Below are 16,250 nucleotides of genomic sequence, written 5' to 3'. Positions count from 1 at the left end.
TCAGGCCTGCTTCTCGCTCGTGCCCGCCGCCGCTGCCTGCTGCCCGCCCACCAGTTCGGACAGGGCCGCGCTCAGCGCGTCGACCGTGGGGTGGTCCCAGGTCAGTGCGTCGTCGACGGTGACCTCGAACTCGTCCTCGATGTCGGCGGTGATGGCCAGCGCCGTGAGGGAGTCCAGGCCGTAGTCGGCCAGCGGTACGGACGTGTCGATGTCCTCCGGCGAACGGCGCAGATAGGTCGCCACACGCGCGGTCAGCCAGGTGTGCACGTCTCGGTTGCCAGCGGTCATGAGGGGGGTCTCTTTCTGAGCGGTGGGTGAGGAGGGACGAAGGCGGGAGCGCACGGCGGCGAGCAGCCGGGCGCGACGACGGACCGCGTCACGGGAGCGCCGCGACGCCTCCCGTCACGGGCGGACGACCGGCGGACGGCATACGGCCTCGGCGGGCCCGGACACCGGCGGCGTACGGCCCCTCCGTCGGACTCGCGTCGGACTCGCGTCGGACTCGCGTCAGAGGGAGCCCGGCGGGCGGCCGACGGCAGCCGACGGGCGTCAGACGGCGAGTGGTCTGCCCGTCAGGCCGAAGGAGCGGCCGGTGTCCCGGCGGTCCAGGAGCTCGGCGAAGAGCGTGGCCTCGACCGGGGCGGGCAGGGGGCCGGGTCCGTACGGGCCGGGCGCCGAGCGGTGCAGGGCCGCGCGCAGCCAGGCGGGGTCGGCCAGGAAACCGCCCGGCGGGGCGTGCCGCCAGACCTGGACGCAGGCGGTCCGGGACAGCAGGCGCACATACCGGGTGACCAGGTCGTAGTGCTCGGGGCGGGCGTCGACGCCGAGGTCCACCGGCGACAACGACCCGCACACGGCGGCCAGTTCCGCCAGGTCGGCGCGGTCGGCGGCGACGGCCGTACGCAGGTCCGCGTGCTCGGCCGCCCAGGGCGCGTCGGCCAGGGCGTGCAGCGACCCGGTCACGGGGTCGCGGCCCCCGGCGTGCAGGGCCAGCCGGTCGTGGCGCAGGGGCGGCAGCGCCTCCGCGAGCGCGCACAGGTCGCCGGGCGGCTCGGTGCCGGGGCCCGCCCAGGTGCGGCGGGCCAGCAGCGGGAGCTGGGGCAGCAGGCTCATCTGGCAGGCGGCGCGCGCGATGTGCCCGAAACCGACGGGGGCGAGGTCGCGCAACAGCTTCTGGAAGAGCGCGGTCGGCCCCTCGCGCAGGTAGAAGTGGGCGCCGAGGAGGGCCGCGAGCCGGTCCATGGCCCCGAGGAGCAGCCGGGACACCTCGAACTTGACCGCCGAGGCGTACACGCTCGCCGCGCCGGGCACCAGGTGCAGCGCGCGGGCGCCGACCGCGCCGAACGCCTCGGCGCGCAGCAGGTCGGCGAAGACGGCGGCCAGCTCCGAGCGGACGTGCGGGATGTCGGTGGCGGCTCCGCCGTACAACCGGCGCCCCGTCAGGTGATCGACGGCGATGCGCAGTCCGGTGTCGAGGATGCCGGTGGCCATCGTGGGCAGGACCGTGCGGGTGATCTGCAGGGCCTTCAGCGCGGTTTCGAGACCGGAGCCGACCGGGCCGAGGATCGCGGAGGCGGGCACGGGCAGTTCGTCGAAGACCAGGCCGCCGAGCTGGACCCCGCGCATGCCGACGGTGCCGAAGCGCGGCAGGTCGGTCAGGTGTGCCGGGTCGGCGTCCGCCCGGTCGACGAGGACCAGACTGTGGCTGCGCGGCCCGGGCCGGGGGTCGGTGCGGGCGAGGACGACCAGGGCGTCGGCGCGCCGGATGTTGGTGACGACCTCCTTGCGGCCGCTGAGCCGGAGCGAGCCGTCGGCCCCGCTGGTCGCGGTGAACTCCGTGCCCGCCATGTCGTTGCCGTGCGCCAGTTCGTGGAAGGCGATGGCGATGCGCCGGCCGTCCAGGAGCAGCCGGGCGGCGTGCCCGCGCCGGCGTTCGTCGCCGGCGGTCCACAGGGTGACGCCGGCGATGAGCGAGCTGGCGCCGTAGCCGAGGCCGAGCGCGGGGTCGCGGCGGTAGAGCGAGCGCATCACCTCGGCGAGGTGGTCGGCCCGGTCCAGGCGGCCGCCCAGCTCGGGCGGGACGAACTCGGCGTTCAGCCCGTAGGAGTGCAGCAGCGACTCCCCGGCGGTGAGCGTCTCGGCGCGTTCGTCGGCGGCGAGGATCGCGCTCGCGCCGGTCGGGTTGCCCGGGTCGGCGAGACGGCCGAGCAGGTGCTCCAGTTCGTCGGCGCGCTTGGGGGCGAGGCCCGTTGCGGTGGTCATGCGGCACCTCCCGACAGGGTGAACTCCGGTGCGGGGCCCTGGAGGACGACCTCGGCGAGGGCGTCGAAGACGTCGCCGCCTTCCTGGCCGCGTTCCTTGCGGCCTTCCTCGCCGCCTTCCTCGCCGCCGTTTTCGCGGCCTTCCTCGCCGCCGTTTTCGCCCAGCAGGGTGGTGAGGCAGGCCCGCAGCCACAGGTCGTCCGCGCCGAGCCGGCCGGTGCGCAGGGGCGGGTTCTCCAGCCACAGCAGCAGGCAGGCGGCCGCGGCGTAGGCGCGTTCGTATGCCTCGGCGAGGGGGAACGCCGTGCTGGGGAGGCCGCCCGCGACCGGCAGGAAGTCCGCCGACTCCGCTTCCAGGCGGGCCAGTTCGACCAGCAGGCGGTCGAGGAGCGGGGCGGTCCGGGCGGTCGTCCGCGTCCGTGCGCGGGCCGCCAGGTCGGGCAGGGCCTGTACGGCGCTGCAACCGGTCACGGACAGCAGGGTCAGCCTGGCCGGGTCGAACGGGGGCAGCGGGGCCGTGAGGTCGGCGGCGGAGCGCAGCCCCTCGCCGTCGGCCCTGCGACGGCTCAACTGGCGTGTCAGGCGCGGCAGTTGGTTGAGGAGGGCGGCGCGGTTGACGGCCGTGCTGCCGTCGAAGACGGCGCAGATGCGGTGGTCGCGCTCCAGCTTGGCGAAGCCGCCGCCCGGGGGCGAGGTGAGGAAGCCGCGTACGCCGAGCAGTTCACCGAGCGAGCCGAGGGTCTCCTGGGTGAGTGTCGGGACGTAGGCCTTGGTGATCGCGGAGATCGCGCTCAGTTCCCCGGGCAGGGTGTGCACCGAGCGGGCGGAGAGCAGGCTGACCGCCTCGGCGGTGAGCGCGGCGGCGGCCGCGCGGCCGAGGATGCGGCGGACGTGCGGGACGTCGGCGAGGCGGCGGCCGTACAGTTCGCGGCCGGCCGCGAAGTCCCGGGCCAGGCCGAGGGCGTGATCGGCGGCGCCGAGGGAGAGCGCGGCGCAGGCGACGCGGGTGAGCTGGAGCGTCTTGAGGACCACGGGGATGCCGTCGCCCTCCTCCCCGACGAGTGCGTCGGCGGGGACGCGGGCGCGGTCCAGGGCGAAGCCGCTGATGTCGGCGCCGCGGATGCCGTGCGTGCGGACCTTCGGCAGGCTGCGCCAGGTCCCCTCGGGCAGCCCCCGCCGGTCCACCAGGAAGAGGCTGAAGCCGCGCGCGCCGCCCGCCGGGTCGGTGCGGGCGAGGACACAGGCGAGGGCGGCGCGGGTGGCGTTGTTGATGAGCCACTTCTCCCCGGTGAGCCGCCAGCCACCGGCCGCACCGGGTGCACCGGGTGCACCGGCACCGGGTGCACCGGTCGTGGGCCCGACGCCGCCGGGGCCGGTCTCGACGCCACCGGCTCCGGCCCCGGTCTCGTCCGGTGTCGCCGTCAGTTCGCCCGCGAGCAGGTCGGCGCCGTGGTCGCGTTCGGTCAGGCCCCAGCAGACCGGTTCGCCGGCGCGGACGTGCGCGGCGAGGCGGGTGGCCTGTGCCGGAGTGCCGGCCACCCACACCGGTGCCGCGCCGAGGAACGTCTTGCCGTGCGCGATGGCGACGGTCAGATCGCGGCGGGCGACCGCGCGCAGCAGCCGTACCGTCTCGGCGAAGTCACCGTCCTCGGGCAGCACGTAGTGGGCGGGCAGCCCGGCGTCGTCGAGGACGCGGACCGCCTCGTCGGGGAACTCCTCCCGTTCGTCGAGTCCGGCGAGCGTCCCGGGCGAGAAGACGCCGTCCTCGTGGGCGGCGAGCAGGGACTCCAGGTCGGCCGTGGTGGTCATCGCCCGCTCACCCGCCGGTGTTCGGCCAGGGCGGCCGTGAGCAGCGGGTCCTCGCCGAGGTGGAGGGTGTCCAGTTCTCCGGCGAGGTACAGGGCGCGCATCGCGGCGCGCTGCACCTTGCCGCTCGTGGTGCGCCGGACGCCGCCGGGCCGCACCAGGGCGACCGCCGCGACGGGCACGCCGAACTCCCGGGCCACGGTCTGCTTCATGTCGACGGCGATCCGGCCGAGCCGCTCCGCTCCCCAATGGGCGCGGATCTCGTGGACGGCGACGACCGCGGGGGCGATGTCCGCGCCGTCGCCGTCGCCGACCATGAAGACGGAGCCGTGCAGCCCCTCCAACTCCTCGTGCTGGGAGCGGAGTTCGTACTCGATGTCGGAGGGGTGGAGATTGCGTCCGTGCAGGACGAGGACGTCCTTGCTGCGGCCGGTGATGTAGAGGTCGTCGTCGAGCAGGCCCCCGAGGTCGCCGGTGCGCAGGAACGGTCCGCGGTCGTCGTCGGTGCGGGCCCGGAACGTGGCCTCGGTGACGTGCTCGTTCTCCCAGTAGCCCGCGGTGACGCAGGGGCCGCTGAGCCAGATCTCGCCGACGTGACCCTCGGGCAGGGCCCGGCCGGTGTCGGGGTCGACGATCAGCACGTCGGACCCGGACGGCGCGCCGCAGCCGACGAGCACCCGGGAGGGTTCCGTGCCGGTGGCCGGGCGGAGTTCCCGGTTCTCGAGTGCCGCCGCGTCGACGGCGGTCCGCAGCGGCGGCCGTCCGGTGGTGCCGGACGCCAGCAGCGTCGCCTCGGCCAGGCCGTAGACGGGGATGAGCGCCTCGGGCCGCAGGCCGGCGGCGGCGAACCGCTCGGTGAAGGCGGTGACGACGTCGGCGCGGACCGGTTCGGAGCCGTCGGCGAGCTTGACGCGGGAGAGGTCGAGCGTGGCGAGCTGCTCGTCGGTGACGCGGCGGACGCACAGTTCGTAGCCGAAGTCGGGCGCGGCGGTGAATCCCACGTCGCAGGCGTCCAGCATCCGCAGCCAGTGGTACGGCCGACGCAGGAAGGACATGGGGTCCATCTGCACATAGCCGCTGCCGGACAGGAGGCCGGGCAGCATCAGGCCGATGAGGCCCATGTCGTGGTAGAGGGGTATCCAGCCGCCGTAGACAGTCTCGCTGTCGTTGCGGAAGGTCGCCACCATCCGCTCGACGTTGGCGACGAGGTTGCCGTGGGTGACCATGACCCCCTTGGGGTCGCCGGTCGATCCCGAGGTGTACTGCAGCAGGGCCAGGGTGTCGGGCGACACCTCGGGGGCGGTCCAGGCCTCCGGGTCGCCCTCGCCGGTGTCGGTGGTGTGGCAGACGGCGCCGACGATGCCCTCCTCGGCGACCCACTTCTCGACATCCGCCAGATCACCGCTCTGGGTGAGGACGACACGCACGCCCGCGTCCCGGGCGATGGCGGCGAGCCGGCGGCGTTCATGCCGGTAGCGGCCCGGCAGCGGGGCCGGCACGGCGATCATTCCGGCGTACACACAGGCGGAGAAAGCCGTGGTGAACTCGATGCCCGGTGAGTAGAGGAGAAGTGCCCGATCACCCGGGGAGAATCTTTCCCGGAGCCAGGACCCTGTCCGCCGGGAATGCAGATCGAGTTCCGCGCGGTTGCGCACTGTGCCGCTGATGTCGGTGAATCCGGAAACCAATGTCACGGCAGGCTGCTGCGGATTACGCGCGGCCCGTTCCCTCAGCATCGTGAGTAATTCTCGCACGACAGGAACCGTACGTGATCTTGGTTCTCGAACAACCCCCCAAAGGTTCAAGCAGCACTAAAGCAAGTCCATCGAACCGGCAAGAAACCTTGACCCTTCCATGATCGACCGAGCCCGGACGCAGGCGTAGAAACGTTCCGTGCATACGTCAACCGCGTCGGCCGTCATCGTCGATGACCTCCACAAGAAATACCGGGCGAACCATGCGTTACGAGGTGTCCAACTGGAGGTGAGAAGCGGCGAGGTCAGGGGGCTGCTGGGTCCCAACGGGGCCGGTAAGACCACCCTGGTCAAGATTCTCACGACACTTCTCGGGCCCGATTCCGGACGGGTTGTCGTCAATGGCTGGAGTGTGTCCGAACAACCGGAGAAAGTGCGCTCCACCATCGGCATGGCCGGTCAGTATTCGACGGTCGACGGGCTCTTGACCGGATTCGAGAATCTTTATCTGATCGCGAAACTGAGCGGTGTGGGACGCCGTACGGCCCGTCGCGTGGCCGACGATCTGCTGTCCCGCTTCCGGCTCACCTGCGTGGCGGGGCGCCCGGCGGGCACCTACTCGGGCGGCATGCGCCGGCGCCTCGATCTGGCCGCCGCCCTCGTCGGCTCCCCGCCCCTGGTCGTCCTGGACGAGCCCACCACCGGTCTGGACCCCGAGAGCCGGCTGGACACCTGGGAGGCGGTCGGCGAACTCGCGGCGGGCGGCACCACGATCCTGCTGACGACCCAGTACCTGGAGGAGGCGGACCGGCTCGCCGACCGGATCACCGTGATCGACCGGGGGCAGGTGGTCGCCGAGGGCACCAGCGACCAGCTGAAGGCGGCCGCCGGCAACCGGCTCGTCGTGTGCGTCGCCGAGGACCACCAGCTGGACGCCGCCGCCCGCGCCGCCGCCCTGGCGACCGGCACGACCCCGACGGTGGACCGCCGCGCCCGGCGGGTGGAGGCGGGCGCCGGCGACGGCCGGGCCGCACTCGGCCGCGCCCTCGCCGCGCTGGAGAGCGAGGACGTCGAGGTGCTGGAGATCGGCCTCAGCCGCTGCACCCTCGACGACGTGTTCCTCGGCCTGACCGGCCACGCGCGACGGAGGGCCGCCTGATGAGCGCCCCCGGCCACGCCCGACGGAAGGCCCTTCGATGAGCGCCCCCGCCCGCGTGCACCGCACCGCCATGCCCCCGCACCGGCCGGGCCCAGCCCCGGCCCCGGCCCCGGCCGCCGCGGGCCCGACCCCCGGCCCGACCGCCGCCCGCAGGAACCCCGTGCTCCGTGTCGTCGCGGAGAGCGCCGACCTCGCGCTGCGCAATCTGCTGCACCTGCGGCGCACCCCGAGCCTGCTCATCTCCTGCCTCGTCGAGCCCGTCGTGTACGCCCTGCTCATCGGCTACGTCTTCGGCAACAGCCTCGGCGGACCGGCGTACCGCTCCTACATGATGGGCGGTCTGATCGCGCAGACGGTGGCCTTCACCACGACCTTCACCACCGTCGGGCTCTCCAGGGACCTGGAGCAGGGGATGGTCGACCGCTTCCGCGCCCTGCCCATCTCCCGGGTGGCCCTGCTGCTGGGCCGGACCGTCTCCGACCTCGTCACCTGCCTGGCGAGCGTCGCGGTCACCGCCGGCTGCGGGCTGCTGATGGGCTGGCGCGCGCACACCGGGCCCGTGGAGGTCGTCGCCGGGGTCCTGCTGGTGCTGCTGTTCTCCTTCGCGATGTCGTGGGTCGGTGTGTTCGTCGCCCTCGTCGCGCCGAACGCCCAGGTGGCCGGCAGCCTGGGGCTGATCTGGCTGTTCCCGGCGACGTTCATCTCCTCGGGGTTCGTCTCCGGCACGACGCTGCCCGGGCCGCTGTCCACCGTGGCCGCCTGGAACCCGATCACCTCGCTCGCCAACGCCCTGCGCCGGCTGTTCGGCAACACGCCCCCGCCGGGCTTCCGCGTCCAGCACGACTGGCCCGCCCAGCACCCCGTGCTCCACACCGCGGGCTGCTCGGTGCTGATCATCGCCCTCTTCGTCGCCCTGTCGACCTGGCGCTACCGCACCCGCACGAGCCACTGACCGCGCCCGGCACCGGTGACCACGCCCGACACCGGTGACCACCACCGCCACCGCGCGCCCCGCACGCCCCCACAGGAGTCCCCATGCCCGTACCCGCCCTGCGCCTCGGCCTCAATCTCGGCTACTGGGTCGGCGGCAACGACGCCTCCAACCTCTCCCTCGCCTCCCTGGCCGAGGACCTCGGCCTCTCCGCGGTGTGGGTCTCGGAGGCCTACGGCTCCGACGCCGTCACCGTGATGTCCTGGATCGCCGCCCGCACCTCCCGCATCGACGTCGGCAGCGCGGTCCTGCAGATCCCCGCCCGCTCGCCCGCGATGACGGCGATGACCGCCGCCACCCTCGACACCCTCTCCGGCGGACGGCTCAGACTCGGGCTCGGGGTCTCCGGCCCCCAGGTCTCGGAGGGCTGGCACGGCGTCAGGTTCGCCTCGCCGCTGGGACGCACGCGGGAGTACGTCGGCCTCGTGCGCCGGGCGCTGCGCCGGGAGCCCCTCGCCCACGCGGGCCGCCACTTCACGCTGCCGCTGCCGGACGGCCCCGGCAAGGCGCTCGCCCTGACCATCCGGCCGCCGCGCGAACGGATACCGGTCTACCTCGCCGCTCTGGGCCCTAGGAACCTGGAGCTGACCGGGGAGATCGCCGACGGCTGGCTCCCGGTGTTCTTCTCCCCCGAGCACGCCGCCCAGCAGCTGCGGCCCCTGACGGCGGGCCTCGCGAAGTCGGGTCGCACCCTCGACGGGTTCGACATCGCCCCCGGAGTCCCCCTGGTGACCGGCCCGGACTGGCGGACCTGCGCCCGCCGGGTACGGGGGTACGCCGCGCTGTACCTCGGCGGCATGGGCGGCCGGGAGGACAACCATTACACCCAGCTGGCCGAGCGCATGGGCTTCGGCGACGGGGCGCGTGCCGTCCAGGAGCGGTTCCTGGCGGGCGACTACCCCGGCGCCATGGCCGCCGTACCGCTCGAATTCCTCGACGCGACCTCGCTGCTCGGGCCCCGGGAGCGCATCGCCGAGCGCATGACGGCGTTCGCCGAGGCCGGCGCCACCACCCTCAACCTGATGCCGGTGGGCCCCGGGCTCCCCGGCCCCGACCGCGCCGCCGACGCGCTGCGCGTCGCCGTCGAGGCGGCGGAACTCGCCGGCCTGTCCACGGCCGCCCGCGTCCCCGACGGCCCCCGCCCGCCCCGCCCGCACGACGCACCCGAAGTACACGACGTAGACGACGTAGACGGCCTCCAGGCCTCACAGGTTTCACAGGTTTCACAAGGAGAGACCCGCACCCATGACCACGCATGACACGACCAAGCTGATCTGCCTGCCGTACGCCGGGGCGGGCGCCTCGTTCTACCGCCCCTGGAAGGCCCTCGCCGGGGACGCGCTGGAGATCGTGCCCCTGCAACTGCCCGGCCGTGAGCGGCTGATCGACGAGGAGCCCCACCGGGACGCGCACCGGGCCGTCGACGGGCTCCTGGCCCAGCTGCGGGAGGAACTCGGCGACGACGGCGGGCACCGGGTAGCCGTCTTCGGGCACAGCCTCGGTGCCGTGCTCGCCTACGAACTGGCCCACCGGCTCGTCGACGAGCCGGGTGTCGAGCTGCTCCACGTCTTCGTCAGCGGCTCGCCGGAACCGGCCCGGGGACGCGAGCGGCGGGCCACCGGCCTGTCCGACGAGGAGTTCCTCGCCCGGGTCGGCGACTTCGCCGGCTACCACCATCCCGCGCTGGACGACCCGGAGATGCGCGAGATGATCCTGCCCGCGCTGCGCGCCGACGTCGAGATGCACGAGAACTACACGCCCTCCACCGGCCTTCCGCTGCAGGCGCCCCTCACGGTCGTCCGGGGCGAGGACGACGACCTGGTCGGTTACGACGACGCCGAGTCCTGGAGCAAGGTCGCCGGACGCGACTTCGAGCACGTCGAGGTCCCCGGGGGCCACATGTACCTCACCGACGCCGCTCCCGCACTGGTCCGGCTCATCGTCTCGACGGTGCTGTAGCACCACGCGTCCTCGCCCCCAACGAGTCTGATTCTTCAAGGAGTTCCCGATGCGTCTGCACGGCAGGTCCGTCCTCGTCACCGGCGCCGCCCGCGGACTCGGCAGGGCGACCGCCCTCGCCTGTGCCGCCGAGGGTGCCGACCTCACCCTGCTGGACATCTGCGCCGATCTGCCCGGTGTGCCCTATCCCCTGGGCACACCGGGGCAGTTGGAGCACACCGCCGCGCTGTGCCGGGAGGCGGGCGCCGCCGTCCTCACCGCCGAGACCGACATCCGCGACCTGCGGGCCGTACGGGAGGCGGTGACCCGGGCCGAGGACCGCTTCGGGCGGATCGACGTCGTCGTCAACAACGCGGGCATCGCGGCGCCCTCGGGCAAGCCGGTGCACGAGATCGACGAGGAGGAATGGTCCCTGATGATCGACGTGGACCTCTCCGGGGCCTGGCGGGTGATCCGCGAGGTCGGCAAGGCGATGAGCGCCCGCCGGTCCGGCAGCATCGTCAACGTCGCCTCCACGGCCGGGCTCGTCGGCTACCGGCACTTCGCCGGGTACGTCGCCGCCAAGCACGCCGTCGTCGGGCTCACCAAGGCCGCGGCGCTCGACTACGCGCCGTCGAAGGTACGGGTGAACGCGGTCTGCCCGGGGTCGGTGCGCGACGACACGAAGGCCGAGGGCCGCATGCTCGGCGAGATCGCGAGGGCGCTCGCCGTGCCGGTGGACGAGCACGAGAAGACCTTCGTCGAGGCCCAGCCGATGAACGCGCTGATCGAGCCCGAGGACGTCGCCTCGGCGGTGCTGTTCCTCGCCTCGGACGAGTCCCGGCAGATCACCGGCTCCGTCCTGACCGTGGACGGCGGCTTCAGCGCCCGCTGACCGCCCGCACGCCGTCCGCCCTCCCCGAACGACAAGGAGTACCCACCCGTGTCAGGCTCCCTCCCCTCCGCGGCCCGCTGCCACGCGGTGCGCGTCCGCTCGGACCGCTCCCCCGACCTCGCGGCACCGCCCGGGGTGTGGATCGAGGACGTGCCCGTGCCGGCGGCCGACCCGCTCGCCGAGCGTCTCCGCCGGGCCGAACTCGCCCGTCCCGCCGACGCGCCGCGCAGGGTCCTGCTGCGCTACGCCGACGGCCCCTGCGATCTGATCGCCGTGGCCCCGCGCGACGCCTGGGACCGCACGGCCCTCGCCCGACTGGCGGCCGGCGCCCCGGCCGAACCGCGAACCGCCCGCACCGCGTCCCCCGCCACCGCCACCCCACCCACACCCACACCCACACCGGCGACCACGCGGGCGACCGTTCCCGTGCCCGCCTGGGGACTGGCGGACGGCGGCCCCACCACCCCCCACCACTTCGCCCTGGACGACGGGGGCGACGAGGCGAGCTGGCTCGCCGCGCTCGCCGTCACCCTGCGGCGCTACGACCCCGGGAGCACGCCCGTCGTCGGCACGGACCACGGCACCTTCACCGTGCGGGACGCGCCCACGCTCGGTGAGCCGAAGCCGTCCCCCGCGCCCGGACCCGCGCTCGTCGGCCTGCTCTTCGACGAGGTGGAGGTGCCCGGCGCGTACGTGCCCTGTCTGGCACCGCCGTTCCCGCTCACCCTGTCGGTCTTCCGGGACGCCGACGGCTGGCGGCTCCGCTGCGACCATCTCGGCACGCATGTCTCCATGGACATGGCCACGCAGTTCACCCGGCACCTCGTACGCGTGCACCAGCGTCTCCGGGACGCGCCGGGGACCGCTGCCGGCGACCTCGACCTGCTGGACGACGCCGACCGCGACCGGGTCGCGGCGCTCGGCCGACCGCCTCACCCTCAGGCCTCCACGCCGTTCACCGCTCCGTTCACCCCTCCGTTCACGCCTTCGGTCACCACGCCGGTCGCCGTGCCCGAGGCGGTCGCGCGGATCGCGGCGGCGACGCCCGACCGCGTCGCGGTGACCGACTCCGGCACGGACCTGACCTATCGCGAACTCGACGAACGGTCCACCGTCCTGGCCCACGGTCTGCGCGCGCGGGGCGTCACCCCCGGGGACCGGGTGGGCGTCTGTCTGGAGCGCACCGCCGAACTGGTGATCGCCGTGCTCGCCGTGCTGAAGACCGGCGCCGCCTATGTGCCCGTCGACCCCGCCTACCCGGCGGACCGCATCGCCCACACCGCGCGGGACGCGGGCCTGGGCGTGGTGATCAGCCGTCTGCCCGGGTTCCCGGACGTGCCGGGCTGCACGGCCGTGACACCGGACGACCTGCGCGCCGCGGCGACCGGGGCCGGGGACACGGCCCCCCTGCCCGCCGTGGCCCCTGATGCCACCGCCTATGTCATCTACACCTCCGGTTCCACCGGCCGCCCCAAGGGCGTCGAGGTGCCGCACCGGAACGTGCTCGCCCTGATCGACGCGACCCGCGAGGAGTACGGGTTCGGGTCCGACGACGTGTGGACCTGGTTCCACTCCAGCGCCTTCGACTTCTCGGTGTGGGAGATCTGGGGCTGCCTGCTGACCGGGGGACGGCTCGTCGTGGTGCCGTACTTCGTCTCCCGGGAACCGGACACCTTCCGCGACCTGCTGGTGTCCGAGCGGGTCACCGTGCTGAGCCAGACCCCGTCGGCGTTCGCCCAGTTGCTGGACGTGGACCACACCCGGGTCGGGGTCCGGCTGGTGGTGTTCGGCGGTGAGCCGCTCGACGCGCGCATGCTGCTGCCCTGGTTCGACCGGCACCCCGAGTCGGTCTGCCGCGTGGTGAACATGTTCGGCATCACCGAGACGACGGTCCATGTCACCCAGCAGACCCTCACCCGGCGGCTGGCCCTCGCCGGCACCCGGTCCGTGGGACGCGCACTGCCCGGCTGGCACCTGTACGTGACCGACGAGGCGGGACGCCTGCTGCCGCCGGGTGTGGCCGGTGAGATCTGCGTCGGCGGCGCCGGTGTCGCCCTCGGCTATCTGGGCCAGGAGGAGCTGACCGCCCGGCGCTTCGTGCCGGACCCCGTGACCGGCGGGACCATGTACCGCAGCGGCGACCTCGGCCGGCTGCGGCCGGACGGGCGGCTCGAACATCTGGGCCGCATCGACAGCCAGGTCAAGATCCGCGGTTTCCGCATCGAACTCGACGAGATCCGCTCGGTCCTGCTGGAGAACCCGGATGTGCGGGCCGCGGCCGTGGTGGTGCGTCGCGACGACCCGGCCGATGCCGCCACCGCCGGGATCGACGCCTATGTGGTCCTCAGCGGCGGCAGCCCGTCCTCGGTCCGCGACCGGGCGGCGGGCGTCCTGCCCGACTACATGCTGCCCGCCACGGTCACGGCCCTGGACGCGCTGCCGCTGACGGCCAACGGGAAGCTCGACACGGCACGGCTCCCCGCGCCCGTGGCCGCCGTCGCGCCCGCGCGGGCCACCGGGCCCGGCGGGGACGACAAGCGGGACTCGGAGGACGAACTCACCGGTCGGCTGCGGGAGATCTGGAGCGAGGTCCTCGGCCGGCCCGTCGGCCTGGACGACGACTTCTTCGAGCTGGGCGGCAACTCCCTGTTCGCGGTCCGCATCGGCGCGGCCCTGCGCGCGCACGGCCTGCCGTCGCTGCGGCTGCGCGAGCTGTACCGCCACCCGACCGTCCGGGACACCGCCAGGAACCTCGCCTCGACCAGCGGCTGACCCGGGAGTCAGAGCAGACGCAGCTCGCGGGCACGGCGTACGGCGTCGTTGCGGCGGTTGACCGCGAGCTTGCGGAAGACGCTCTTGAGGTGGGTCTTGACGGTGTTGACGGACAGGCACAGATCGGCGGCGATCTCCTCGGTGGACATCATCCGGTCCAGGCCCCGCAGCACATCCCGTTCGCGGCCGCTCAGCTCCTCCACCACGGGCGGCCGGTCCTCGGGCCGGGGCGGCCCGGCGGGCGACGGCGTCCCGGCGGGTTCGGGGGTGAGCCAGCCGGCCGCGAGGCCCCTCAGCGGGGCGGCGTCGAGGAGCGGCCGGAGCCATGCGCCGGCTTCGGCGAAGGGTCGGCGCAGCCGCTCGCGCCGGGCCTCGTGGAGGGCCTGCGCGACGAGCCTGCGCACGGCGGCCGGGTCGCCCATGGCGTGCGCGGCCTCGGCGCGGACGAGCAGGGCCCGTACGGTCACCGCGGGGCCGGTGGGGCTCTCCGGGTGCAGTCCGTCCAGCAGTTCGATCGCCACGAGGGGTGTGCCCGCCGCCAGGCGGGCGCGGGCCTCGCCCACCGCGCACACCGGCTGGTGGCCCGGCACGGCGTGCAGCAGTTCGGCGGCGGCCTCGGGGCGGCCCCGCGCCAGGTGGGCGGCGGAGGCGACCAGGGCCGTGTTCCCCTCCGCCCAGGGCGAGGCGACGTCGGCGGCCACGGCCGGTTCGGCCGCCGCCAGGGCGGCCCGGGTGTCGCCGCGGGCCAGCAGCAGCCGGGCGGTGGCGAGGGCGCGGCCGGCCTCGGTCACGGGGTCCCGCATCGCGGGCCGGGCGTCCGCCGCCGCGTCGAGGTGGGCGCGGGCCAGCCGCAGCTCGCCCCGGTCGACGGCGACGGCCGCGAGGACGAGCCGTGCGACGCCGAAGCCGGACGGCTGCGGCAGGCTGTACCGCTCGGAGACGGTCAGCGCCGCCATGGCCTTGCGTTCCGCCCGGCCGAGCCAGCCGTTCAGATAGTCGATGAGGGCCAGCCGGCCGAGGGAGTCCTCGCGGGGCAGCGCGGTCGACACGCCGTCGGAGCCCTCGGCGACCAGGGAGAGGGCGGCACGCGCCTCCTCCAGGTGTCCGGCCCACAGGCGGGTGGAGCCCAGATGGGCGAGGAGCAGGGCGGTCAGTTCGGGGTGCCGGTCGAGGAGGTGGGCGGGGACCTGTTCGCGCAGCCGCTCGGCGGTGTCGGCGGCCTGTTCCGCCCGGCCCGGTGAGCCGGTGAGCCGGGCCGCCAGCGTCTCCAGCAGCAGACAGCTCAGCCGGGCGGCCGCCGGCCCCGGTTCGTCCCGCTCCCGCGCCCGGTCCTCCTCCCCCGCCAGGCTCCGTTCCGCGTGCCGCAGATGGGTCAGGCCCCGGTCGAGTTCGCAGCGGGAGAACTCGCGGGCCGCCCGTACGAGGTCCGTGGCGGGGCTCGTGGTCTCGGGGTCCATCCGGGAGAACAGGTCGGTGAGGTCGTCGGAGCGCAGGCCGGTGAAGAGCTGGCCGAGGGCGAGGTCGTCGACGAGGGCGCCCGCGGTGAACTCCCAGTCGCCCGCGGCGGCGCCGTGGCCGAGCGCCTCCGCGAGCATTCCCGAGCGGCGCAGCCACTGTGCGGCGCGGCGGTGGAGCTCGGGTTCCAGGCCGGGGTCGCGCATCCGCAGATGGGCGCGGAGGATCTCGGCGAAGAGGGGGTGCAGGCGGTACCAGGCGTGCCCCAGGTCCTCGACGAACGCGTTCCCCCGGTGCAGCGCGGTCAGGATGGCCTCGGCGTCGGCGCGTCCGGTGAGCGCGTCGGCCAGCTCGGGGCGGAACCTTTCCAGGACGCTGACCCTCAGGAGGAGGTCCTGTGTCTCGGGGCTCTGCCGTTCGAGCACCTCCGCGAGGAGGAAGTCGGCGACCGCCGTGCGTTCCGCCTCGAACTGTTTGAGGTAGGTCTCGGGGTCCGGGGTCTCGCGGGCGGCCAGCGCGCACAGCCGCAGACCGGCCGCCCACCCCCGGGTGCGCTCCACGAGCGCCTCCGCGACGGGTACCGGGAGCCGCAGGCCGTGCAGGTCCAGCAGGACGGCGGCCTCCTCGGGGGTGAAGGCGAGTTCGGCGTTCCTGATCTCCGTGATGTCGCCCGCCGTCCGGTGGCGGTGCAGCGGCAGCAGCGGTTCGGTGCGGGTGACGAGGATCAGGCGGACGCCGGAGGCGGCGTGGTGCAGGACGAACTCCAGCTGATTCGCGATCTCCGGGGCGGTCACCCGGTCGTACTCGTCGAGCACCACGATCACGGGCGGGTCCTGGGCGCCCAGTTCGGCGGCGAGCCGCGTGAGCAGGGTGCGGTCCACGCGGCCGGCGTCGGCCGGGCAGCCGATGCCGGCCGGCAGGGGCACACCGGCGGCGCGCAGGGCCTGGAGGAGGTACGCCCAGAACATGCCGGGGCCCTGGTCGCCGGCCTCGGTGGTCAGCCAGGCGACCGGCCGGTCCCGCCGGGCCGCCCAGTCGGCGACCAGTAGGGTCTTGCCGGCGCCCGCGGCCCCGTTGACCACGGTCAGCGGCGTCGCGAGGGCGTGGTCGAGGTGGCCGACCAGACGCTCGCGCCGCAGGAACGTGGCGGGCCGGGCCGGCACGGCGAACCGGGTGGGCAGGAACGGGTCGCCCTGGGGATCGGCACGGCGGTCGGCCGGCCCCGAACCTCTCTCCCCGGACCTCACCATGGCTTTCACCACCCTCGGTCGGCGGAGCG

General features: G+C 74.3%; 11 protein-coding genes. 6 read left to right on the top strand and 5 right to left on the bottom strand.

Going from position 1 to position 16,250, the window contains the following annotated elements:
* The 4 genes from HW837_RS36410 to HW837_RS36395 all read right to left on the bottom strand — a co-directional run bounded on the left by HW837_RS36410 (nt 1) and on the right by HW837_RS36395 (nt 5,803).
* A complete protein-coding gene (locus HW837_RS36410; protein ID WP_045560408.1) occupies nt 1-288 on the bottom strand; it encodes an acyl carrier protein in 288 nt (95 codons plus the stop codon).
* A 261-nt stretch (nt 289-549) separates the two neighbouring features.
* The gene (locus tag HW837_RS36405; RefSeq protein WP_045560407.1) at nt 550-2,262 is read right to left on the bottom strand and encodes an acyl-CoA dehydrogenase family protein; all 1,713 of its coding nucleotides are present in this window, start codon (nt 2,260-2,262) and stop codon (nt 550-552) included.
* Complete coding sequence (locus HW837_RS36400) at nt 2,259-4,070, bottom strand: acyl-CoA dehydrogenase family protein (RefSeq protein ID WP_045560406.1); 1,812 nt, start codon at nt 4,068-4,070, stop codon at nt 2,259-2,261. Before HW837_RS36400 ends, HW837_RS36405 begins: the two co-directional genes overlap by 4 nt.
* The gene (locus HW837_RS36395; protein WP_078853719.1) at nt 4,067-5,803 is read right to left on the bottom strand and encodes a fatty acyl-AMP ligase; all 1,737 of its coding nucleotides are present in this window, start codon (nt 5,801-5,803) and stop codon (nt 4,067-4,069) included. The genes HW837_RS36400 and HW837_RS36395 overlap by 4 nt, the downstream gene beginning before the upstream one ends.
* Nucleotides 5,804-5,960: 157 nt before the next feature.
* Between HW837_RS36395 and HW837_RS36390 the strand changes: the two genes are divergently transcribed.
* The 6 genes from HW837_RS36390 to HW837_RS36365 all read left to right on the top strand — a co-directional run bounded on the left by HW837_RS36390 (nt 5,961) and on the right by HW837_RS36365 (nt 13,516).
* Nucleotides 5,961-6,920, top strand: a complete 960-nt coding sequence (locus tag HW837_RS36390) for an ABC transporter ATP-binding protein (RefSeq protein WP_177261871.1) — start codon at nt 5,961-5,963, stop codon at nt 6,918-6,920.
* 37 nt (nt 6,921-6,957) lie between these two features.
* A complete protein-coding gene (locus HW837_RS36385; RefSeq protein WP_078853718.1) occupies nt 6,958-7,872 on the top strand; it encodes an ABC transporter permease in 915 nt (304 codons plus the stop codon).
* Between the two features lie 83 nt (nt 7,873-7,955).
* Nucleotides 7,956-9,170 (top strand): LLM class F420-dependent oxidoreductase, encoded by a 1,215-nt coding sequence (locus HW837_RS36380; RefSeq protein ID WP_237270529.1) that lies wholly within the window; start codon nt 7,956-7,958, stop codon nt 9,168-9,170.
* On the top strand, nt 9,157-9,870 hold the full coding sequence (locus HW837_RS36375) for a thioesterase II family protein (RefSeq protein WP_045560405.1): 714 nt from the start codon (nt 9,157-9,159) through the stop codon (nt 9,868-9,870). Before HW837_RS36380 ends, HW837_RS36375 begins: the two co-directional genes overlap by 14 nt.
* Nucleotides 9,871-9,919: 49 nt before the next feature.
* Complete coding sequence (locus tag HW837_RS36370) at nt 9,920-10,744, top strand: SDR family oxidoreductase (protein ID WP_045560404.1); 825 nt, start codon at nt 9,920-9,922, stop codon at nt 10,742-10,744.
* Nucleotides 10,745-10,792: 48 nt separating this feature from the next.
* Nucleotides 10,793-13,516 carry a non-ribosomal peptide synthetase gene (locus HW837_RS36365; RefSeq protein ID WP_193381197.1) on the top strand — a complete coding sequence of 908 codons (2,724 nt, stop codon included), beginning with the start codon at nt 10,793-10,795 and terminating at the stop codon, nt 13,514-13,516.
* Between the two features lie 8 nt (nt 13,517-13,524).
* Here the strand turns inward: HW837_RS36365 and HW837_RS36360 are convergent, their stop codons facing one another.
* Complete coding sequence (locus tag HW837_RS36360; protein WP_093790046.1) at nt 13,525-16,221, bottom strand: winged helix-turn-helix domain-containing protein; 2,697 nt, start codon at nt 16,219-16,221, stop codon at nt 13,525-13,527.
* Nucleotides 16,222-16,250: the final 29 nt, after the last annotated feature.

Origin of the sequence: Streptomyces caniscabiei, from assembly GCF_014930365.1 — a bacterium.
GTDB classification, from domain to species: domain Bacteria; phylum Actinomycetota; class Actinomycetes; order Streptomycetales; family Streptomycetaceae; genus Streptomyces; species Streptomyces caniscabiei.
The sequence above is the reverse complement of the archived record's forward strand: the minus strand, read 5'-3'. Positions and strand labels throughout refer to the sequence as shown.